This window comes from Streptomyces broussonetiae, assembly GCF_009796285.1.
GTDB classification, from domain to species: Bacteria; Actinomycetota; Actinomycetes; order Streptomycetales; family Streptomycetaceae; genus Streptomyces; species Streptomyces broussonetiae.
Genome location: NZ_CP047020.1, coordinates 5213112 through 5233974 on the forward strand (window position 1 = coordinate 5213112; position 20863 = coordinate 5233974).

Genomic DNA, 20863 nt, shown 5'->3' on the forward strand with positions numbered 1-20863 from the left:
GCCCCGCGACACGGCTTCCTTGGAGGAAGAACCCACGGAGCAGTCGGATCAGTGAATCAGTGAGCGGAGCGCGTCGGCGGCGATGAGTGACGTACGGCCCGGACGACTGAAGGTCTACCTCGGGGCGGCCCCGGGGGTCGGCAAGACCTACCGGATGCTCGACGAGGGGCGACGCCGTGCCGCGCGCGGGGCGGACGTGGTGATCGGATTCGCGGAGTGCCACGGCCGGGCGCACACCGAGGAGATGCTCGAGGGACTGGAGAGCGTGGCCCGGGCGTCCTGCTCCTACCGGGGCGGACAGTTCGAGGAGATGGACCTGGCCGCGGTCCTCGACCGGCGCCCGCAGGTGGCGATCGTGGACGAGTTCGCGCACAGCAACATCCCCGGCGACGGCCGCAACCCCAAGCGCTGGCAGGACATAGAGACCCTGCTCGACGCCGGTATCGACGTCATCACCGCGCTGAACGTCCAGCACCTGGAGTCCCTCAACGACGTGGTCGAGAAGATCACCGGGGTGCCGCAGCACGAGACCGTGCCGGACGAGGTCGTCCGCAGGGCCTCGCAGATCGAGCTGGTGGACATCCCCCCGGAGGGGCTGCGCCGCCGGATGGCGCACGGCAACATCTACACCCCCGAGAAGATCGACGCGGCCCTCGCCAACTACTTCCGGCCCGGGAACCTGACCGCCCTGCGCCAGCTGGCGCTGCTGTGGGTGGCCGACCGGGTCGACGAGGCCCTGCAGGCGTACCGCTCGGAACACGGCATAGGCGGGGTGTGGGAGACCCGGGAGCGCGTCGTCGTCGCACTGACCGGCGGGCCGGAGGGCGACACGCTCGTACGGCGGGCCGCGCGGATCGCGGACCGGTCGGCCGGCGGGGATCTGCTCGCCGTGCACGTGGCCCGCAGCGACGGGCTCGCGGCCGGGGTCTCGCACGCCTCCCTCGCCCGGCAGCGCCGGCTCGTGGAGGACCTCGGCGGCAGCTACCACTCGGTCGTCGGCGACGACGTGGCCACCGCGCTGGTGGAGTTCGCCCGCGCCGAGAACGCCACCCAGCTGGTGCTCGGCACCAGCAGGCGTGGGCGGCTATCGCGGTTCCTGACCGGGCCCGGCACCGGCGAGACGGTCACCGAGCTGTCCGGGGACATCGACGTCCACCGGGTCACTCACGAGCGGGCCGGCCGCGGCACCCTGCTGCCCTCGCGCCGCCGCACGCTGTCGACGGCCCGGCTGATCGCGGGCCCGGTGGCCGGACTGGTGCTGCCCGTTCTCCTCACCGCCGTTCTCGCCCAGCTGCGGGGCACGCTCAACCTGACCAGCGAGGCCCTGCTGTTCCTGCTCGCCGTGGTCGGCGTGGCCTGCATAGGCGGCGTCACCTCGGCGGTGATCGCCTCGGTGACGGCGTCCTTGCTGCTCAACTACTGGTTCATCCCGCCCATAGGCGCCTTCACCCTGGACGATCCGAACGCCCTGGTGGCCCTGATGGTGTTCGCGGTGGTCGCGGCCACCGTGGCCGCCGTGGTGGACCGCTCGCTGCGGCTGTCGCGCCGCTCCGCCCGGGCCACCGCCGAGGCCGAGACCATGTCGTCGCTGGCCGGCAGCATCGTGCGGGGCGAGGCGACCATCCCGGCTCTGCTGGAGCGCACCCGTGAGACCTTCGGGATGGAGTCGGCGAACCTGGTGGACGAGCCGCCCGACGCGGCGGGCGGAGTGACGGCCGGGGTGACGGCCGGGGTGACGGCCGTACCCGCCGGCCCGGGCGCCTGGCTCGTGCTGCACGGCCGTACCCTCTCCTCCTCCGAGCGCCGGGTGCTGGCGGCCTTCGCCGCGCACGCGGGCTCGGCGGTGGAGCGGGCCCGGCTGGCCGAGGCGGCGGCGGAGGTGGAGCCGGTGAAGGCCGCCGACCGGCTGCGCACGGCCCTGCTGCGGGCCGTCGGCCACGACCTGCGCACCCCGCTGGCCGCGGGCTGGGCCGCGGTCACCTCGCTGCGCAGCCGGGACGTCGCCTTCTCGGCGCATGACCGCGAGGAACTCCTCGCCACCGCGGACGAGTCCATGGCCAAGCTCAACCGCCTGGTGGAGAACCTGCTCGACCTCAGCCGTCTGGAGGCCGGCGCCCTCACCCTCAACCTGCGGGCCACCTCCCTGGAGGAGGTGCTGCCGCAGGCGCTGGCGGACGTGCCGGAGGTCGAGGTGGCCGACGTGGAGGAGATCCCGGCGGTGCTCGCCGACCCGCCGCTGCTGGAGCGGGTGATCGCCAACCTCGTCGGCAACGCCGCCCGCCACACCCCGCCCGGCCGCAAGGTACTGGTCACGGCCAGCGCGCTGGCGGGGAGGGTGGAGCTGCGGGTGGTGGACCGGGGGCCGGGCCTGCCCCCCGACGGCCGCGACCGTCTCTTCGAGCCCTTCCAGCGCCTCGGCGACACCGACAACACCACCGGCCTCGGCCTGGGCCTCGCCCTCGCCCGGGGCCTGACCGAGGCGATGAGCGGCACCCTCAGCCCCGAGGACACCCCGGGCGGCGGACTGACGATGGTGGTCTCGCTGCCGTTCGCGGCGTTGGCGGTGGGCGCCGAACCGACCGAGGAGAGCGTGAACAGAGCGTAGGAGGTGCGTGATGAGCGCTGTGACCGGTACCGGTACGTGGCGGCATCGTCCGACGGTGCCCGCGGCCTGGGCACCGCGGGACCGGTTCGCCCTGGCGGCGGGCCTGACGGCCCCCTTCCTGGTGTCCCTGGCCCTCGCCCCGTTGCGGACGAGCCTGCCGCACGCCAACGCAGCACTTGTGCTCGTCGTGGTCGTCGTCGCGGTGTCCGCGCTCGGCAGCCGTACGGCGGGCGTGGTCGCGGCCCTGTCGGCGGCGGCGTGGTTCGACTTCTTCCTGACGCCGCCGTACGAGACCTTCGACATCACCACGGCGGGGGATGTGACGACGGCGGTGCTGCTGCTGGCGGTGGGCGCGATCGTCTCCCAACTGGCCGCCCGGGCACGGAAGCTGGAGGTCGTCACGGTCACGGACGAGGCGCATCTGGCCCGCATCCACCGCACGGCCGACCTCGTCAGGTCCGCCGACTCGGCCAACACCGTCGTCGACCACGTACGCGGCGAGCTGACCGAACTGCTCGGCCTGCGGGCCTGCCGCTTCGAGTACGGCACCCTGCTCGGCCGGCCGGCCCGTCTGGGCGCCGACGGGGGCGTGAGCGTGGGCAGGCGGACGTGGGACGTGGACACCGCCGGCTGGCCGGAGGGCGAGATCGAACTGCGCACCTACGGCAACGGCCACTACTTGGGCCGCTTCATGCTCATCCCAGGGCCGGGCCCGGTGCCCCCGCTCCAGGCCCGCCTGGTCGCGGTGACCCTGGCGGACCAGACGGGGGCGGCACTGGACACGTCCGGGCCGGTGCGCAGGTGAGCGGCGGCGTCCGGGGCGGCGGGGTTCCCTGACGCGCCCCTGACGTCGCGGCGGTCCCGCGGTGGAAACGGCGTCGTGCCGTACGCCGTTCCATGGCGATGTGACGTCAACTCTGCATCCAAGCACGGAACTTGGGCGGCGTGCACTGGCGCCCGCCGCAGGGGAGGGTGCTGCGGGCGGGCGACCGGGTGGTCCTCGTGACCACGCGGCAGGGGCCGGACGTCCTCATGACCGGGGCGCAGCCGCATCCGGTGAACCGGCGGGAGCGAGCCGCGCCGGGGCGGGCGGGCTCAGCGCGGGCGCCGGCGCCGGGGCGGAAACGCCGCGCCGAGCACCCCGCACACCACCGCCCCGAAGAACATCCCGCCCCACGGCATCGCGCCCGGCCGGTGCGTGAGGGCCCCGTACGTGAAGGCGCCGAGGCCGCCGCCCAGCAGGACGAAGGCGAAGCCGCGCAGTCCGTACCACCAGCGGGACCGACCCGTCTGCCCGTTCATGCCAGGCATTGTGCACCACCTTGGCTATTCCAGTCCCGACGCCCTGAACACCGCCCGCGCCGTCTCCCGGTCCATCCGGGCCGACAGGCGGCGCAGCGCGGTCTCGCCGCACAGCAGCAGGCCGTCCGCCGTCGCCCTGCGGGCGCCCTCGTCGAGGCGGAGCCACAGGTCCGGGTTGCGGACCAGGACCTCGGGGTCGATCTCGACGCGCCCGCCCAACGCGTCCCGCAGCAGCAGCCGTTGGGAGACACCGTCGAGGCAGCGGACCGACACCAGCAGGTCCGTACGGACGCGGTGTTCGCGGCCCAGGCGGCGCGAGGCCAGCCAGTTCGGGCCGGCGCAGACCCGGGCCGGGCAGAGCACGGCGAACAGCAGCCAGGCGACCGCCACCCACAGCGCCGTACGCCACGGGGTGCCGCGGCCGGAGCCCCAGTCGACCAGGAGCAGCAGGGTGAGCAGGAGGCCGGCGCAGCGGACGGCGCTCCACCACTGCTGTGTGCGGTCCTGGTCGTTCGCCACCGTGCCGGAACCCGCCATGGCGACGACGGTACCGACCTGCGGAAGGGGATCCGCGTACCTTGACACGACTCTGACGTCGGGTCCCGTCAAGGTCACGTCAAGACCAGCCCGTTGGGCGCGAAGATGTCGCAAGGAAGAGTCGGCGGCGACGGGAAACGGACAGAACCTGGGTGCGCCCGCGCACGCTTCAGTCCTGTGTCAGCCCTCGTGCGCGGCAGAGGGAAGAAGGAGCACGCGCCCATGTCCGTCCTGACCACCGAGCAGCCGGATGCCGTTCCCGCCGGCGAGGAGCCGCCTGATACCGGCGAACGCCACCGGCTGACCGCCGTCACGGGCCTCGCGGCCCTGTCGCTGGACGCCATGGCGTCGGTCGCGTACGGCCCCGAGGCGATCGTGCTCGTCCTCGCCGGCGCCGGCGCCCACGGGCTGGGCTTCACCATGCCCGTCACGCTGGCCATCGCCGCCCTGCTCGCCGTCCTGGTGGCCTCCTACCGGCAGGTCATCGCGGCCTTCCCGGACGGCGGCGGCTCCTACGCCGTGGGCAAGACCCATCTGGGCGCGCGGACGAGTCTCGTGGCCGCCGCCTCGCTGGTCCTCGACTACGTCCTCAACGTCGCGGTCGCCGTCACGGCCGGTGTCGCCGCGCTGACCTCGGCCTTTCCGTCCCTGTACGGGGACCGGCTGTGGCTGTGCCTGGCGGTGCTCGCCCTGATCACGGGCGTCAACCTGCGCGGCATCGTGGAGTCCGCGAAGGCGTTCATCGTGCCGACCGTCGTCTTCGTCGGTTCGATCTTCGTCCTGATCGTCGTCGGCCTCTTCCGCTCCCACCCCGTGAGCACGGCGACGGCGGCCGGGCACGCCTCGGTCGTCGCCGACAACGCCACCTCCGTGGGTGCGCTCCTCCTGCTGAAAGCATTCGCCTCCGGCTGTGCCGCGCTGACCGGCGTGGAGGCCATCGCCAACGCCGTCCCCTCCTTCCGGGTGCCGCGGGTCCGCCGGGCCCAGCGTGCGGAGATCGCCCTGGGCACCGTACTCGGGCTGATGCTGACAGGCCTGTCGGTGCTGATCGGCCGCTTCCACCTCCAGCCGGTCGAGGGCGTCACCGTCCTCGCCCAGCTCGCGGACGCCTCGCTCGGCCACAACTGGGCGTTCTACGTCGTCCAGTTCGCGACGATGATCCTGCTGGCGCTGTCCGCGAACACCTCCTTCGGCGGGCTGCCGGTGCTGCTGAAGCTGCTCGCCCGGGACAACTACGCGCCGCACGTGTTCGCCCTGAAGGCCGACCGCCAGGTGCACCGGCACGGTGTGCTCGCGCTCGCCGTCGTCTCGGCCGCGCTGCTGGTGTTCTCCGGCGGTGACACCAACACCCTGGTGCCGATGTTCGCGATCGGTGTGTTCGTCGGCTTCACCATCGCCCAGGTCGGCATGGTCCGGCACTGGTGGCTGGAACGCCGGGCGGGAGGAAGTCCCGGCTGGCGCGGGAAGGCGCTCCTGAACGGCTTCGGCGCCCTCCTCACCGGCGTCGCCGCCGTCGTCGTCACGGCGAGCAAGTTCAGCGAGGGCGCCTGGCTGATCGTCATCGCGCTCCCGCTGCTGGTGGTCGCCTTCGAGACCGTGCACCGCGCCTACGGCCGGATCGGCGAGCGGCTGGGGCTGGGCCGGATCCCGCAGGCCCCGCACCGCGACCGCTCCCTGGTGATCGTGCCGGTGTCCACGCTGTCCCGGCTGACCTCGGAGGCGCTGACCTCGGCCGCCTCCCTCGGTGACGAGGTCCGCGCCGTGACCGTGTGCTACCCGGACCCCGAGGACCGGGCCCAGCTGCACGCCCTGGAGCGAGCCTGGGCGGACTGGGATCCCGGCGTGGAGCTGGTCAGGCTGTCCTGCGCCCGGCGCACCCTCGGCAAGCCCATCGCCGCCTACGTCCGCGACGTGGCCGCCGCCGAGCCGGGCACCCAGGTCACGGTGCTGATCGCGGAGGCGGAGCCGGAGCGCCTGTGGCAGCGCCTCCTGCAGAACCAGCGGGGCGCCGTCGTCGCGCACGCCGTGCGCCGGGAGACGGACGCGGTGATCTGCCGCCTGCGCTTCCGGCTGCACTGACGCGCCGCACTGACGCGCCGCACTGACGCGCCGCACTGACGCGCCGCACTGACGCGCGGTACCGCCCCGCTGCACCGACCCGCTGCCCTCACGCGCGGCGCCGGGTCGGCACCGGCGTACGGCCCAGGCGTGCCTGATACGAACGAGTGGATCACCGACCGTCACGGTGGCCTACTCGCCGGTAATGGGTCAGAGGTCGTAAGAGTCCCGTCAAAGCGACGGTGGCGACCGTAAGAGGGCCGTCAACGGACGACCGGATCCGGCCAGACAGGCGCTTTCCTCTTACTCGTCCGATTCAACCGAACCTCACTCCAGGAGTTCGCGATGGCCGATCTGGCCTTCGTCGTCACCGTGCTCGCGGGTTTCGCGCTGGTGGCCCTCGTCGCCAAGGGGGTGACCAAGCTGTGACCGCCGAGAACATCGTCGGCCTCGTCGTGGCCGTCGCCCTGCTGGGCTATCTCGTCCTCGCCTTGATCTACCCGGAGAGGTTCTGAGAACAGACATGGGTCCCGTACTCGCCGCTGTGCTCCAGCTGCTCGCCCTCATAGGCGCCCTGGCGCTCGTCTACGTCCCCGTCGGCAACTACATGGCCCGGGTCTTCTCCTCGAACAAGCACCTGCGCGTCGAGAAGTGGATCTACAAGGGCATCGGCGCCAACCCCGACGCCGAGATGACCTGGCCCGCGTACCTGCGCGGCGTCCTCGCCTTCTCGGCCGTCAGCGTCCTCTTCCTCTACCTCCTCCAGCGGCTCCAGGGCGTCCTGCCCGGCTCGCTGCACTTCTCCGCGGTCAACCCGGCACAGTCGTTCAACACGGCCGTGTCCTTCGTGACCAACACCAACTGGCAGTCGTACTACGGCGAGCAGACCATGGGTCACGTCGTACAGACCGCCGGTCTGGCCGTGCAGAACTTCCTCTCCGCCGCGGTCGGTATCGCCGTCGCCGTCGCCCTCGTGCGCGGCTTCGCCCGCTCGCGCACCGGTGAGCTGGGCAACTTCTGGGCCGACCTGGTCCGCGGCACGCTGCGCATCCTGCTGCCGGGCGCTGCGGTCGCCGCGATCGTGCTGGTGGCGTGCGGCGCGATCCAGAACTTCTCCGGCATCCACGAGGTCGGCCAGTTCATGGGCGGCTCGCAGCAGTGGAACGGCGGCGCGGTCGCCTCCCAGGAGGCCATCAAGGAGCTGGGCACCAACGGTGGCGGTTACTTCAACGCCAACAGCGCCCACCCCTTCGAGAACCCCACCCCGTTCACGAACCTCTTCGAGATCTTCCTGATCCTCGTCATCCCGTTCTCGCTGACCCGCACCTTCGGTGTCATGGTCGGCTCGGTGAAGCAGGGCTACGCGATCCTCGCCACGATGTTCACCATCTGGCTGGGCTTCGTCGCGCTGATGATGTGGACCGAGTTCGCCCACCACGGCGCGGCGCTGCAGGCCGCGGGCGGCGCGATGGAGGGCAAGGAGACCCGGTTCGGCGTCGGCGGCTCGTCCATCTTCGCCGTGTCGACCACGCTCACCTCGACCGGTGCGGTGGACTCCTTCCACTCCTCCTTCACCGGCCTCGGCGGCGGTATCGCGATGCTGAGCATGATGCTGGGCGAGATCGCGCCCGGTGGTACCGGCTCCGGCCTCTACGGCATTCTGATCATGGCGGTCATCGCGGTGTTCATCGCGGGCCTGATGGTCGGCCGTACGCCCGAGTACCTGGGCAAGAAGATCGGCGGTCGCGAGATGAAGCTCGCCGCCTGCTACATCCTCATCACCCCCGCCCTGGCGCTGGTCTTCACCGCGGCCTCCATGGCCCTGCCGACCCCGCCGCACTCGATGCTGAACTCCGGCGCGCACGGCTTCTCCGAGGTGCTGTACGCCTTCACCTCGGCGGCCAACAACAACGGCTCGGCCTTCGCCGGCCTGAACGCGAACACCGACTGGTACAACACCATGACCGGTCTCGCGATGCTGCTCGGCCGCTTCCTGCCCATGATCTTCGTCCTGGCACTGGCCGGCTCGCTCGCCGAGCAGAAGCCGGTCCCGGCCACCGCGGGCACCCTGCGCACCGAGAAGCCGCTGTTCACCGGCCTGCTGGTGGGCGCGATCCTGATCATCACCGGTCTGACGTACTTCCCGGCCCTCGCGCTGGGCCCGCTGGCCGAGGGGCTGGCGTCATGACCACCCGCACAGAGAACTCAGAGGACTCCATGTCCACAGCCACTCCCACCCGGGCGCCGCACAGCGACGTCCCCACCGGGCACAAGCCCGCCGAGGGCCGTGTCGGAGCGGGCCTGTTCGACCCCAAGGCACTGGTCAAGTCGCTGCCGGAGGCGCTGCGCAAGCTCGACCCGCGGGTGATGGTCAAGTCGCCCGTGATGTTCGTGGTGTGGGTCGGCTCCATCCTGACCACCGTCTTCTCCTTCCAGCACCCGGGCGACTGGTTCGGCTGGACCATCAGCGCCTGGCTGTGGCTGACCGTGATCTTCGCCAACCTCGCGGAGGCGGTCGCCGAGGGACGCGGCAAGGCGCAGGCGGACACCCTGCGCAAGGCCAAGACCGACACCGTCGCCCGCCGGCTGCTCGAGGACGGCACCGAGGAGCAGGTGCCCGGCACCGTGCTGACCATCGGTGACCTGGTCGTCTGCGAGGCCGGCGACATCATCCCCGGTGACGGCGACGTCATCGAGGGTGTCGCATCGGTCGACGAGTCGGCGATCACCGGTGAGTCCGCGCCGGTCATCCGCGAGTCCGGCGGTGACCGCAGCGCCGTCACCGGCGGTACGAAGGTGCTGTCCGACCGGATCGTCATCAAGATCACGACGAAGCCCGGCGAGACCTTCATCGACCGGATGATCAACCTGGTCGAGGGCGCGGCCCGGCAGAAGACGCCGAACGAGATCGCGCTGAACATCCTGCTGGCGTCGCTGACCATCGTGTTCCTGCTGGCGGTGGCGACCCTGCCGCCGTTCGCGAACTTCGCGGGCACGCACCTGACCATGGTCGTGCTGGTCGCCCTGCTGGTCTGCCTCATCCCGACCACCATCGGCGCCCTGCTCTCCGCCATCGGCATCGCGGGCATGGACCGCCTGGTGCAGCGCAATGTGCTGGCGATGTCCGGCCGTGCCGTCGAGGCCGCCGGTGACGTCTCCACGCTGCTGCTCGACAAGACCGGCACCATCACCCTCGGCAACCGTCAGGCCGCCGAGTTCGCCCCGGTCAAGGGCACCACCGAGGCCGAGGTCGCGGACGCGGCCCAGCTGTCCTCGCTGGCCGACGAGACCCCCGAGGGCCGCTCCGTCGTCGTCCTGGCGAAGGAGAAGTACGGGCTGCGCGAGCGCCACCAGGGCGAGCTGGAGAACGCCGAGTGGATCGAGTTCACCGCCCAGACCCGTATGTCGGGCGTGGACGTGGACGGCCGCATGATCCGCAAGGGCGCGACCGCCTCGGTCATCGCCTGGGTGAAGGAGCAGGGCGGCGTCATCGCCGAGGACGCCGACACCATCGCCAACCGGATCTCCGAGGCGGGCGGCACCCCGCTGCTCGTCGCGGTCAAGGACGACCGGGGCGCCCGCGTCCTCGGTGTCATCCACCTCAAGGACGTCGTCAAGGAGGGCATGCGGGAGCGGTTCGAGGAACTGCGCCGCATGGGCATCAAGACGATCATGATCACGGGTGACAACCCGCTGACCGCCAAGGCGATCGCGGAGGAGGCCGGCGTCGACGACTTCCTCGCCGAGGCCACCCCCGAGGACAAGATGGCCCTCATCAAGCGCGAGCAGGCGGGCGGCAAGCTCGTCGCCATGACCGGTGACGGCACCAACGACGCGCCCGCGCTCGCCCAGGCGGACGTCGGCGTGGCGATGAACACCGGTACGTCGGCCGCCAAGGAGGCCGGCAACATGGTCGACCTCGACTCCAACCCGACCAAGCTCATCGAGATCGTCGAGATCGGCAAGCAGCTGCTGATCACGCGCGGTGCGTTGACGACGTTCTCCATCGCCAACGACGTCGCGAAGTACTTCGCGATCATCCCGGCGCTGTTCGCGGCGGTCTACCCGGGCCTGGACAAGCTGAACATCATGCACCTGTCCTCGCCCAACTCCGCGATCCTGTCGGCCGTCATCTTCAACGCGCTGATCATCATCGCGCTGGTGCCGCTCTCCCTCAAGGGCGTGCAGTACAGGCCGGTCAGCGCCGACAAGATGCTCCGCAGAAACCTCGGGATCTACGGCATCGGCGGACTGATCGCGCCGTTCATCGGCATCAAGATCATCGACATGCTCATCTCCCTCATCCCCGGAATCGGCTGATCGCCATGAACAACTCCTTTGTGAACACGGCCCGGTTGCTGGGCGCGGGGCTGCGGGCACTGCTCGTGCTGACCGTCGTCACCGGCGTCATCTACCCGCTGGTGGTCACCGGCATCGCCCAGGCGGCGTTCTCCGGCAAGGCGAACGGCTCGGAGATCAAGGCGGACGGCAAGGTCGTCGGCTCGTCCCTGATCGGGCAGCAGTACAACCTGCCGCTCAAGAAGGGCCAGACGAGCCCGGACCCGGACCTCAAGTGGTTCCAGAGCCGTCCGCAGAACGGCCTCGGCACCAACAGCGTTAACACGCGGTACTCGCTGATCCTGTCCGGCGCCACCAACCTGTCCGCGGACAGCGGCGCGGTGAAGGGCAAGTGCCCGGACAAGCCCGCGGACAAGACGCTCTGCGCCCAGGTGCTCGCCGCCAAGGCCGCCGTGGTCCAGGACAACTCCGTGCCGGGCTACACGGTCAAGCCGTCCGACGTGCCGGCCGACGCCGTCACCTCCTCCGGCTCCGGCCTCGACCCGGACATCTCCACCGACTACGCCGACCTCCAGGTCCACCGGGTCGCCGCGAAGAACGGTCTGTCCGTCGCCCAGGTCGAGAAGCTGGTCAAGGACCACACGAGCGGCCGCACCCTCGGCTTCATGGGAGAGCCCCGGGTGAACGTCCTCGAACTCAACATCGCGCTCAAGGACCTCGTGGCGAAGAAGTGACGCCCTTACGCGATTCGCGACGGGAGTCGGCGCTCCGGGAGGCATCCCGGCTCCGCCGACTCCCGCAGGCATGACAGGAGAAGTACACACCCATGACCCGGGTGCTCGTGGTGGAGGACGACCCGCAGCTCGTACGGGCCCTCGTCATCAACTTGCAGGCACGCCACTACGGCGTGGACGCGGCCCCGGACGGGGCCACCGCCCTCCGGCTCGCCGCCGCGCGCCAGCCCGACGTGGTGCTGCTGGACCTCGGCCTGCCCGACATGGACGGCGTCGACGTCATCAAGGCGCTGCGCGGCTGGAGCCGGGTACCGATCATGGTGCTGTCCGCCCGGCAGGCCTCCGACGAGAAGGTCAACGCGCTCGACGCCGGCGCGGACGACTACGTCACCAAGCCGTTCAGCATGGACGAGTTGCTCGCCCGGCTGCGTGCCGCCGTACGCCGCACCGAGGACACCCCGCTCGTCCCCGAGATGACCCTGGTGGAGACGGCGGACTTCAGCATCGACCTGCTCGCCAAGAAGGTCGTACGCGGCGAGCGGGACGTCCGGCTGACGCCGACCGAGTGGCATCTGCTGGAGATCCTGGTGACCAACCCCGGCCGCCTGATCACCCAGAAGCATCTTCTGCAGGAGGTCTGGGGTGTCTCGCAGAGCAACAAGACCAACTATCTGCGGGTCTACATGGCCCAGTTGCGCCGCAAGCTGGAGACGGACCCGTCCCACCCCCGCTATCTGATCACCGAGCCCGGCATGGGTTACCGCTTCGAGGAATGACATGGCACGCGGCAAGCTCCGGATCTATCTCGGCGCAGCACCTGGCGTCGGCAAGACGTACGCGATGCTGTCGGAGGCACACCGCCGTATCGAGCGGGGCACCGACTGCGTGGTCGCCTATGTGGAACACCACCACCGGCCGCGCACCGAGGTGATGCTGCACGGCCTGGAACAGATCCCGCGCAGGGAGATCGAGTACCGGGACAGCGTCTTCACCGAGATGGACGTGGACGCCGTTCTCGCCCGCCGCCCCCAGGTGGCGCTCGTGGACGAGCTGCCGCATTCCAACATCCCCGGCTCGCGCAACGCCAAGCGCTGGCAGGACGTCGAGGAACTGCTCGCCGCCGGGATCGACGTCGTCTCGACCGTCAACATCCAGCACCTGGAATCACTCGGCGACGTGGTCGAGTCGATCACCGGCGTCCGGCAGCAGGAGACCGTGCCGGACGAGGTCGTACGGCGCGCCGACCAGATCGAGCTGGTCGACATGTCCCCGCAGGCGCTGCGGCGCCGTATGGCGCACGGCAACATCTACAAGCCGGACAAGGTCGACGCGGCCCTCGCCAACTACTTCCGCCCCGGAAACCTCACCGCGCTACGGGAGTTGGCGCTGCTGTGGGTGGCCGACCGGGTCGACGAGTACCTGAACGAGTACCGCCGCGAGCACCGGGTGTCGACCATCTGGGGTTCGCGCGAGCGGATCGTGGTCGGCCTGACCGGCGGCCCCGAGGGACGCACCCTGATAAGGCGTGCGGCGCGCCTGGCCGAGAAGGGCGCCGGCGGTGAGGTGCTGGCGGTCTACATCTCCCGCAGCGACGGCCTCACTTCCGCCTCGCCCAAGGAACTGGCCGACCAGCGCACCCTCGTGGAGGACCTCGGCGGCACCTTCCACCACGTGGTCGGCGACGACATACCGGCCGCGCTCCTCGACTTCGCGCGGGGCGTCAACGCCACCCAGATCGTCCTCGGCGTCTCGCGCCGCAGGAGCTGGCAGTACGTCTTCGGGCCGGGCGTCGGCGCCACGGTCGCCGTCGAGTCAGGGCCGGACCTCGACGTCCACCTCATCACGCACGACGAGGCGGGCAAGGGCCGCGGGCTGCCCGTCGCCCGGGGCGCCCGCCTCGGCCGCTCCCGGGTCATCCGGGGCTGGCTCGTCGGCGTGCTGGGGCCGGTGCCGCTGACCTGGCTGCTCACCGGCGTCACCCCGGACGTCGGCCTCGCCAACGACATGCTGCTGTTCCTGACCCTGACGGTCGCGGCGGCGCTGCTCGGCGGCCTCTTCCCGGCCCTGGCCTCGGCGGTGGCCGGCTCCCTCCTGCTGAACTGGTACTTCACTCCGCCCATCCACACCCTGACGATCGCCGACCCCAAGAACATCGTCGCCATAGCGATCTTCGTCGGGGTCGCCGTGTCCGTGGCCTCGGTCGTGGACCTCGCGGCCCGCCGCACCCACCAGGCGGCCCGGCTGCGTGCCGAGTCGGAGATCCTCTCCTTCCTCGCCGGCAACGTCCTGCGCGGCGAGACCGGTCTGGGGGAGCTGCTGGACCGGGTGCGCGAGACCTTCGGCATGGAATCGGTCGCGCTGCTGGAGCGCTCGGGCGAGACGGCCCCGTGGACGTGCGCCGGCAGTGTGGGCCCCCGGCCGGCCGGGACCCCGGAGGACGCCGACGTCGACGTACCCGTGGGCGACCACATGGCCCTGTCCCTCAGCGGCCGGGTGCTGCCCGCCGCCGACCGCCGGGTCCTGGCCGCGTTCGCCGCACAGGCCGCCGTCGTCCTGGACCGCCAGCGCCTGCAGCACGAGGCCGACCGGGCCAAGGAACTCGCCGAGGGCAACCGCATAAGGACCGCCCTGCTCGCGGCCGTCAGCCACGATCTGCGCACCCCGCTCGCCGGGATCAAGGCCGCGGTCACCTCATTGCGCTCCGACGACGTCGAGTGGAGCGCGCAGGACCAGGCCGAACTGCTGGCGGCCATCGAGGAGGGCTCCGACCGTCTCGACCTTCTGGTCGGCAACCTGCTGGACATGTCCCGCCTGCAGACGGGCACGGTCGTCCCGATCATCCGCGAGACCGACCTGGACGAGGTGGTCCCGATGGCGCTCGGCGGGGTCCCCGAGGACAGCGTGGAGCTGGACATCCCCGAGACGCTGCCCATGGTGCACATCGACCGGGGGCTGGTGGAGCGGGCCGTCGCCAACGTGGTCGAGAACGCCGTCAAGTACAGCCCGCCCGGGGAGCCGGTGCTGGTCTCCGCCAGCGCCCTCGCCGACCGGGTGGAGGTGCGGGTGGTCGACCGCGGACCCGGCGTCCCGGACGAGGCCAAGGGCCGCATCTTCGAACCCTTCCAGCGCTACGGCGACGCCCCACGTGGTGTCGGCGTCGGCCTCGGCCTGGCGGTGGCACGGGGCTTCGCGGAGGCGGTCGGCGGGACGCTGCACGCCGAGGACACACCGGGTGGCGGGCTCACGATGGTGCTGACCGTGCCGACGGCACCGGAACGGGGACGGCCGCAGCAGCCGGGGGTGTCGGCGGTGGTGGCGTCCTGAACTACGGGCGGACCGGATGAGCAAGTACATGAGATGACGAGATATCAGATCACGGATCTCAGGCCTCGGGCGGTACCGTCTCGAACTCCCGCGCCAGCCGCCCGGTGTCCAGCCGCAGCCGCCAGACGTTGCGGCGGTGCACGGACGCCAGCGCGGACTCGAGCGGGGACGGCGGCACCGCGAGGACCGGACACGTGGCGTGGGCGAGGCAGTAGCGGCTGACCGACGGCCACAGCGCCCGGCGCAGCCGCCCCCGCTGCCCGGTGCCGATGACGAGGACGTCGTCCTCCCGGTCGGCGATCCGCACCAGCGCGCGTCCGGGGGCGCCCCTGACGACCAGCGCCTGCCCGGGCAGTCCGGTGTCCGCGGTGCCGAACACCTCCCGCAGCGCCTCGAGGAGCTGCTCGTGCGCGAGCCGCTCCCACTGCGGCACCATGGCGGTCGTGGCCGGGAACCTGCGGCCGGCAAGATCGCCCTCCGGCGGCTCCCACGCCAGCACCGGCCAGAGTTCGGCCCCCCGGCGCCTGGCCTCTGCTGCGGCCCGGGCCAGTGCGGTCGAACCGCCCAGCGAGCCGCTCACTCCCACCACGACCCGGGTGGCCGAGAGCGGGTGGTAATCGGACATCGGATCCTCCTCGGAAATCCGTTCCATCACACCGCCGTCCGAGCCGTTCGAACAGCCCCGGCACCACTTCCTGACACTCTTCTGACGACCGCTCCCACCGCCTGCGACCGGGCGCGTCAGCGTCCCGTCAAGGTCATGCCGATCGCCATCAGCGTCCCGTCAGGGCCCGCCGAAACCCCCGGTACGGCGGGCATAACGTCGACGGCGAGCCCCGGTCCGCCTCCCCGCGTCCGGGGCACCTTGGACCACTCGCTCCCTGCCCTTCGGGAGGCACCCCATGGCAGAACTTCTCCACGGCGACGACCCCGAGCCATCTGATCCCGTCCCGGCCGGACCCCTGTACGTCCCGGTCCGGCCGGGCCCCTGCGGATGCGCGCCCCGGCTCTTCCGCACCCCTCTCGGCGACCGGACCGCCGTCGGCTTCACCTCCCCGCTCCTGCTGACCGCCACGCTCGGCCCCGCCCAGCCGTGGATCCGCCTCGCCGAGCCCGCGCTGCGCGCGCTGACCGCCCCGCTCGGCGTCACCTCCCTCACGGTGGACCCGCAGTTCACCGCCCCGGCCCCCGCGCCCATCACCCCGGTCAGCGCCGAGATCCCCGCCCTGCGGTCCGCCTGAGAGGGGCAGCCACGATGACCACGGTTCACGAACCCACCACCACGACCGCCGAGTTGTCGGTGTGGCCCGCCTCCACCGCCGAGTTCCCGCACGGCGACCTCGCCGTGGGCGGCGTACCGCTCGCCGAGATCGCCGACCGTTTCGGCACCCCCGTCTACGTCCTCGACGAGGCGGAGGTCCGCGACCGCTGCCGTACCTACCGGGACGCCTTCCCCGACGCCGAAGTCCTCTACGCGGCCAAGGCGTTCCTGTGCCGGGCGATGGCCCACTGGATGGACGAGGAGGGCCTCGGTCTCGACGTCTGCTCCGCCGGCGAACTCGAACTCGCCGTCACCACCGGCTTCCCGGCCGAGCGGATCGTGCTGCACGGCAACGCCAAGTCGCCGCGCGACCTGGAGACCGCCCTGCGCCTGGGCGTCGGACGGATCGTCATCGACTCCCCCTCCGAGATCGCGCGGCTGGCCGCCGCCGTCGGCCCGGACGGACACCAGAAGGTGATGGTCCGGGTCGTGCCCGGGATCAGCGCGGGCGGCCACGAGAAGATCCGCACCGGCACCGAGGACCAGAAGTTCGGCCTGTCCATCGCCGACGGCTACGCCCAGCACGCCATCGCCCGCATTCTCGACCAGCCGCAGCTCGAACTGACCGGACTGCACTGCCACCTGGGCTCCCAGATCACCAGCGTCAAGCCGTACCTGGTCGCCGTGCGCCGGATCGTCGGCCTGATGAGCCGGCTGTACGAGCAGCACGGACTGGTCCTGCCCGAACTCGACCTCGGCGGCGGCCACGGCATCGCCTACCGCCCCGGCGAGGACGCCCTGGACCTGACCGCACTGGCCCGCAAGGTCCGCGCCGAGCTGGTCGACGCGTGCGGCACGGCCGGGCTGACCGTCCCGCGCCTGATCATCGAGCCCGGCCGGGCCATCGTGGGCCCCGCGGGCATCGCGCTCTACCGCGTCCTGTCCGTCAAGCACACCGGGGACCGCGTCTTCGTGGCGGTCGACGGCGGGATGAGCGACAACCCGCGCCCGGCGCTGTACGGCGTCCGCTACGCGCCCCGCCTGGTCGGGCGGCACAGCACCGCCGCCCCGTCCCCGGTGACCGTGGTGGGCCGGCACTGCGAGGCGGGCGACGTGCTGGCCGAACGGGCCGACCTGCCCGAGGACATCCACCCCGGCGACCTGCTCGCCGTCCCCGTGGCGGGCGCCTACCACCTGTCGATGGCCTCGGGCTACAACCTGGTCGGCCGCCCGCCGGTGGCCGCCGTACGCGACGGCACGGCCCGCCTGCTGGTGCGCCGCGAGTCGCTGGAGGACATCCGCAGCCGGGACGTGGGCCTGTAGGACGTGGACCTGTGAGCAGCCCGGCTGCTCACAGCACCCCTGCTGCTCACAGCGCCCCGGTACTCCCGGCACCCCTGTAGCTCCCGGGCGGGGCGGGGCCTTCCCTCACCCACACCGGCCCCGCCCCGCCCGGGCCAGTCCAGCGAGCGAGGCGGCAGGGGCACCCAGCACACTGGGTCCGAGCCCCCGACCGGCCCCGGCGAGGTCCCGATGGTGTTTGGCCTGGCACGTCGCGACCTGCGACCGCGTGTCCCGCTGCGCCCCGGCGAGGGCCAGAAACACCACCTCACCAGTCTCGAGGGCCTGGCCGCGCTGTCCCTGGACGCGCTCAGCTCGGTGGCGTACGGCCCCGAGTCGATCGTGCTGGCCCTGGTGGCCGCGGGCACCGGCGCCCTGACCGCGACCTTCCCCGTCACCCTGGCGATCGTCTTCCTGCTCGCCGTACTGGTGGTGTCGTACGGTCAGGTCATCGCCGTACACCCGGACGGCGGAGGCGCCTACGCCGTCGCCAAGAAGGACCTGGGCCCGACGGCCGGCCTGCTCGCCGCGGCCAGCCTGGTCGTCGACTACGTCCTCACCGTGGCCGTCAGCCTGACCGCCGGCGCGGACGCGCTCGCCTCCGCGTTCCCGGCCCTCGCCCGCGACAAGCTGCTGGTGTGCCTGATCGGCCTGGCCCTGCTGACGGCGGTGAACCTGCGGGGCGTCGCCGAGAGCGCCCGCGTGCTGATGCTGCCCACCGTGCTGTTCATCGTGGCGATCCTGGGAATCGTCGCGGTGGGCCTGCTGCGTGCGCACCCGGCGGCGACGGTCGGCAAGGACCTCTCCTTCCCGCCGCACGAGTCACTGGGCGTCCTGCTGCTCCTGAAGGCGTTCTCGTCCGGCTGCTCGGCCCTGACGGGTGTCGAGGCGATCGCGAACGCCGTCCCCACCTTCCGCGCTCCGCGCGTCGAGCGCGCCCAGCGCACCGAACTGATGCTGGGCGCCCTGCTCGGCATGATGCTGGTCGGCCTGGCGCTCCTGATCCGCCGCGACCATGTGGCCCCGCGCGGCGACGTCACCGTCCTGGCCCAGCTGACGGCCGGGGCCTACGGCACGGGCTGGCCCTACTACGCCACCAACCTCGTCGTCATGCTCGTCCTGGGCCTCGCCGCCAACACCAGCTTCGGCGGCCTGCCCGTGCTGATGAGCCTGCTGGCCCGGGACAACCGCCTGCCCCACCTGTTCGGCCTGCGCGCCGAACGTCCCGTCTACCGCTACGGCGTGCTGACCCTGGCCCTGCTGGCCGCCCTGCTCCTGGCGGCCACCGGCGCCGACACCCACCGTCTGATCCCCCTCTTCGCGATCGGCGTCTTCATCGGCTTCACCCTCAGCCAGCTGGGCCTGGTCCTGCACTGGGCCCGCGAGAAACCGGACCGCTGGCGGCACCGGGCCCTGATCAACGGCACGGGCGCACTGCTGACGACCCTGGCGGGCGTCATCCTCCTGACGACGAAGTTCCTGGCCGGAGCCTGGGTGGTCGTCCTCGCCGTCCCCCTGCTGATGCTCCTGTTCTCCCGCGTCGAGCGCTACTACACGGCGGTCGGTGAGGAGCTGGGCCTGGGCCGCATCCCCGGCCCACCGGACCGCCGTACGGCGAGCCTGGTGATCGTCCCGCTCGGTGAGGTCAGCAAGCTCGCCCGGCACGCCGTCAGCGCGGCCCTCTCACTGGGTGACGAGGTGGTCGTGGTCGCCGTCCACGCCGACCCGGCCAGGCAGCAGGCCCTGCGCGAGGCCTGGGACCGCTGGAACCCCGGCGTCCGCCTCGACCTGATCGACAGCCCGCACCGCTCCCTGGTCCAGCCGATCGTCGACTACGTCCAGCGCGCCGCCGAGGGCGGCCGCCAGATCGCCGTCCTCATCCCCGAGGTCGAACCCCGCCACCGCCGCTACGAGATCCTCCAGAACCAGCGCGGACTGCTCCTCGCCACGGTGCTGCGGGCGCGCACGGACGTGGTGGTGTGCATGCTGCCCTACCGGCTGGGGGTGTGAGGCCGGACGCCTGCCCCGAGGCGGGTATGACGCCTGCCCCGAGGCGGGTATGCCGATGACGGAACCGACCGGCGTCGGCACGGTGAGGCCTGCACAAAGGGCGCTCGATTTCCGGTCGGAGCGGGGCGGCGGCCGATCGCCCGAGTCCTACGATGTGCGCCGTGACTGTCAACAGCAGCGAGGTCAGCAACGTCGTCATCCTCGGCTCGACCGGGTCCATCGGCACACAGGCCATCGATGTCATCCGGCGCGCTCCCGAACGGTTCAAGGTCAAGGCGCTCTCCGCAGGCGGTGGGAACCTGCGTCTCCTCGCCCAACAGGCCCTGGAACTGGGCGTGGAGACGGTGGCCGTCGCCACGCCGGGAGCCGAGGCCGATCTGCTCCTGGCCCTGAAGGCCGAGGCGGAGGTCCGGGGAGCTGCCGGGCGGTCGCTGCCGGAGGTCGTCTCCGGCCCCGAAGCCTCCACCCAACTCGCCTCTCTGCCCTGTGACTCCGTGCTCAACGGCATCACAGGCTCGGTCGGCCTCGCCCCCACGCTGGCGGCGCTCGACGCCGGGAGCCGGCTGATCCTGGCGAACAAGGAGTCGCTCATCGTCGGCGGCCCGCTCGTCAAGAAGCGGGCCAAGCCCGGTCAGATCATCCCGGTGGACTCCGAGCACTCGGCCCTCTTCCAGTGCCTCCAGGGAGACAGGAAGGAGGCCGTGCGCCGGCTCGTGCTCACGGCGAGCGGCGGCCCGTTCCGCTGCCGCACCCGCGCCCAGATGGCCGACGTCACCCCCGAGGAGGCCCTGGCGCACCCGGTCTGGGCCATGGGACCCCTGAACACCATCAACTCCGCCAACCTGGTGAACAAGGGCCTCGAGGCCATCGAGGCGCACCTGCTCTTCGACGTCCCCTTCGACCGTATCGACGTGGTGATCCACCCGCAGGTGATGGTCCACTCCATGGTCGAGTTCGTCGACGGTTCGACGCTGGCCCAGGTGAGCCCGCCCGACATGCGCCTGCCTCTGTCGCTCGGCCTCGGCTGGCCGGACCGGGTACCCGACGCGGCGCCGTGCTGCGACTGGACCAAGGCGTCCACCTGGGAGTTCCACCCCGTCGACGACGAGGCGTTTCCCGCGGTGAGGCTGGCCTGCGAGGTCGGGCAGGCGGGCGGCACCATGCCGGCCGTGTTCAACGCGGCCAACGAGGAATGCGTCGCCGCCTTCGCGGCAGGCCGGCTCTCCTTCAACGGCATCGTCGACACACTCCGGCAGGTCGTCGAGGAGCACGACCACGTGCCGAACGAGACCATGACCCTGGAAGCGGTGGCCGAGGCCGAACAGTGGGCCCGACACCGCGCCCGCGAGGCCACGGAGCTGACCTGATCTGGCCTGATCTGATCTGGCCTGA

Annotated in this window: 16 protein-coding genes; 13 read left to right on the forward strand and 3 right to left on the reverse strand. The window is 71.6% G+C overall.

Annotated features, from left to right (window positions below; genetic code table 11):
• Window positions 1-82 precede the first annotated feature (82 nt).
• Window positions 83-2605 (forward strand): ATP-binding protein, encoded by a 2523-nt coding sequence (locus tag GQF42_RS24170; protein ID WP_158923176.1) that lies wholly within the window; start codon window positions 83-85, stop codon window positions 2603-2605.
• Window positions 2606-2615: 10 nt separating this feature from the next.
• Window positions 2616-3410 (forward strand): DUF4118 domain-containing protein, encoded by a 795-nt coding sequence (locus GQF42_RS24175; protein WP_158923178.1) that lies wholly within the window; start codon window positions 2616-2618, stop codon window positions 3408-3410.
• 290 nt (window positions 3411-3700) lie between these two features.
• Here the strand turns inward: GQF42_RS24175 and GQF42_RS24180 are convergent, their stop codons facing one another.
• The gene (locus GQF42_RS24180) at window positions 3701-3907 is read right to left on the reverse strand and encodes a hypothetical protein (RefSeq protein WP_158923180.1); all 207 of its coding nucleotides are present in this window, start codon (window positions 3905-3907) and stop codon (window positions 3701-3703) included.
• Window positions 3908-3931: 24 nt separating this feature from the next.
• Window positions 3932-4444, reverse strand: a complete 513-nt coding sequence (locus GQF42_RS24185) for a hypothetical protein (protein ID WP_158923183.1) — start codon at window positions 4442-4444, stop codon at window positions 3932-3934.
• Window positions 4445-4666: 222 nt separating this feature from the next.
• On the opposite strand from GQF42_RS24185, the gene GQF42_RS24190 reads away from it, so the two are divergent.
• From GQF42_RS24190 to GQF42_RS24220, 7 genes are all read left to right on the forward strand, one after another.
• Entirely contained in the window at window positions 4667-6523 is a 1857-nt protein-coding gene (locus tag GQF42_RS24190) for an APC family permease (RefSeq protein ID WP_158923185.1), read from the forward strand.
• A gap of 404 nt (window positions 6524-6927) precedes the next feature.
• Window positions 6928-7017 carry a K(+)-transporting ATPase subunit F gene (kdpF, locus tag GQF42_RS24195; protein ID WP_018533641.1) on the forward strand — a complete coding sequence of 30 codons (90 nt, stop codon included), beginning with the start codon at window positions 6928-6930 and terminating at the stop codon, window positions 7015-7017.
• 8 nt (window positions 7018-7025) lie between these two features.
• The gene (gene kdpA, locus GQF42_RS24200; RefSeq protein WP_158923187.1) at window positions 7026-8690 is read left to right on the forward strand and encodes a potassium-transporting ATPase subunit KdpA; all 1665 of its coding nucleotides are present in this window, start codon (window positions 7026-7028) and stop codon (window positions 8688-8690) included.
• Complete coding sequence (gene kdpB / locus GQF42_RS24205; RefSeq protein WP_199272772.1) at window positions 8687-10822, forward strand: potassium-transporting ATPase subunit KdpB; 2136 nt, start codon at window positions 8687-8689, stop codon at window positions 10820-10822. The genes kdpA and kdpB overlap by 4 nt, the downstream gene beginning before the upstream one ends.
• Window positions 10823-10827: 5 nt before the next feature.
• Window positions 10828-11535, forward strand: coding sequence for a potassium-transporting ATPase subunit C (locus GQF42_RS24210; RefSeq protein ID WP_158923189.1), 708 nt, complete (start codon window positions 10828-10830; stop codon window positions 11533-11535).
• Window positions 11536-11627: 92 nt separating this feature from the next.
• The gene (locus GQF42_RS24215) at window positions 11628-12311 is read left to right on the forward strand and encodes a response regulator (RefSeq protein ID WP_158923191.1); all 684 of its coding nucleotides are present in this window, start codon (window positions 11628-11630) and stop codon (window positions 12309-12311) included.
• A gap of 1 nt (window position 12312) precedes the next feature.
• Window positions 12313-14859, forward strand: coding sequence for a sensor histidine kinase (locus tag GQF42_RS24220; RefSeq protein ID WP_158923193.1), 2547 nt, complete (start codon window positions 12313-12315; stop codon window positions 14857-14859).
• A gap of 58 nt (window positions 14860-14917) precedes the next feature.
• On the opposite strand, the gene GQF42_RS24225 is transcribed toward GQF42_RS24220, so the two are convergent.
• A complete protein-coding gene (locus GQF42_RS24225) occupies window positions 14918-15484 on the reverse strand; it encodes a universal stress protein (RefSeq protein ID WP_158923195.1) in 567 nt (188 codons plus the stop codon).
• Window positions 15485-15761: 277 nt separating this feature from the next.
• On the opposite strand from GQF42_RS24225, the gene GQF42_RS24230 reads away from it, so the two are divergent.
• The 4 genes from GQF42_RS24230 to dxr all read left to right on the forward strand — a co-directional run bounded on the left by GQF42_RS24230 (window position 15762) and on the right by dxr (window position 20838).
• Window positions 15762-16100: an SAV_915 family protein gene (locus tag GQF42_RS24230; protein WP_158923197.1), complete on the forward strand. Its 339-nt coding sequence runs from the start codon at window positions 15762-15764 to the stop codon at window positions 16098-16100.
• A gap of 14 nt (window positions 16101-16114) precedes the next feature.
• Complete coding sequence (gene lysA, locus GQF42_RS24235; RefSeq protein WP_158923199.1) at window positions 16115-17443, forward strand: diaminopimelate decarboxylase; 1329 nt, start codon at window positions 16115-16117, stop codon at window positions 17441-17443.
• A 210-nt stretch (window positions 17444-17653) separates the two neighbouring features.
• Window positions 17654-19471, forward strand: coding sequence for an APC family permease (locus GQF42_RS24240; RefSeq protein ID WP_158923201.1), 1818 nt, complete (start codon window positions 17654-17656; stop codon window positions 19469-19471).
• Between the two features lie 152 nt (window positions 19472-19623).
• Window positions 19624-20838: a 1-deoxy-D-xylulose-5-phosphate reductoisomerase gene (gene dxr / locus GQF42_RS24245; RefSeq protein ID WP_199272773.1), complete on the forward strand. Its 1215-nt coding sequence runs from the start codon at window positions 19624-19626 to the stop codon at window positions 20836-20838.
• Window positions 20839-20863 lie beyond the last annotated feature (25 nt).

What these genes read in the sequence shown, in the direction of transcription:
- GQF42_RS24170 (WP_158923176.1), top strand. Translation starts at nt 83, where the DNA reads ATGAGTGACGTACGGCCCGGACGACTGAAGGTCTACCTCGGGGCGGCC.
- GQF42_RS24175 (WP_158923178.1), top strand. Translation starts at nt 2,616, where the DNA reads ATGAGCGCTGTGACCGGTACCGGTACGTGGCGGCATCGTCCGACGGTG.
- GQF42_RS24180 (WP_158923180.1), bottom strand. Translation starts at nt 3,907, where the DNA reads ATGAACGGGCAGACGGGTCGGTCCCGCTGGTGGTACGGACTGCGCGGC.
- GQF42_RS24185 (WP_158923183.1), bottom strand. Translation starts at nt 4,444, where the DNA reads ATGGCGGGTTCCGGCACGGTGGCGAACGACCAGGACCGCACACAGCAG.
- GQF42_RS24190 (WP_158923185.1), top strand. Translation starts at nt 4,667, where the DNA reads ATGTCCGTCCTGACCACCGAGCAGCCGGATGCCGTTCCCGCCGGCGAG.
- kdpA (WP_158923187.1), top strand. Translation starts at nt 7,026, where the DNA reads ATGGGTCCCGTACTCGCCGCTGTGCTCCAGCTGCTCGCCCTCATAGGC.
- kdpB (WP_199272772.1), top strand. Translation starts at nt 8,687, where the DNA reads ATGACCACCCGCACAGAGAACTCAGAGGACTCCATGTCCACAGCCACT.
- GQF42_RS24210 (WP_158923189.1), top strand. Translation starts at nt 10,828, where the DNA reads ATGAACAACTCCTTTGTGAACACGGCCCGGTTGCTGGGCGCGGGGCTG.
- GQF42_RS24215 (WP_158923191.1), top strand. Translation starts at nt 11,628, where the DNA reads ATGACCCGGGTGCTCGTGGTGGAGGACGACCCGCAGCTCGTACGGGCC.
- GQF42_RS24220 (WP_158923193.1), top strand. Translation starts at nt 12,313, where the DNA reads ATGGCACGCGGCAAGCTCCGGATCTATCTCGGCGCAGCACCTGGCGTC.
- GQF42_RS24225 (WP_158923195.1), bottom strand. Translation starts at nt 15,484, where the DNA reads ATGTCCGATTACCACCCGCTCTCGGCCACCCGGGTCGTGGTGGGAGTG.
- GQF42_RS24230 (WP_158923197.1), top strand. Translation starts at nt 15,762, where the DNA reads ATGGCAGAACTTCTCCACGGCGACGACCCCGAGCCATCTGATCCCGTC.
- lysA (WP_158923199.1), top strand. Translation starts at nt 16,115, where the DNA reads ATGACCACGGTTCACGAACCCACCACCACGACCGCCGAGTTGTCGGTG.
- GQF42_RS24240 (WP_158923201.1), top strand. Translation starts at nt 17,654, where the DNA reads ATGGTGTTTGGCCTGGCACGTCGCGACCTGCGACCGCGTGTCCCGCTG.
- dxr (WP_199272773.1), top strand. Translation starts at nt 19,624, where the DNA reads ATGTGCGCCGTGACTGTCAACAGCAGCGAGGTCAGCAACGTCGTCATC.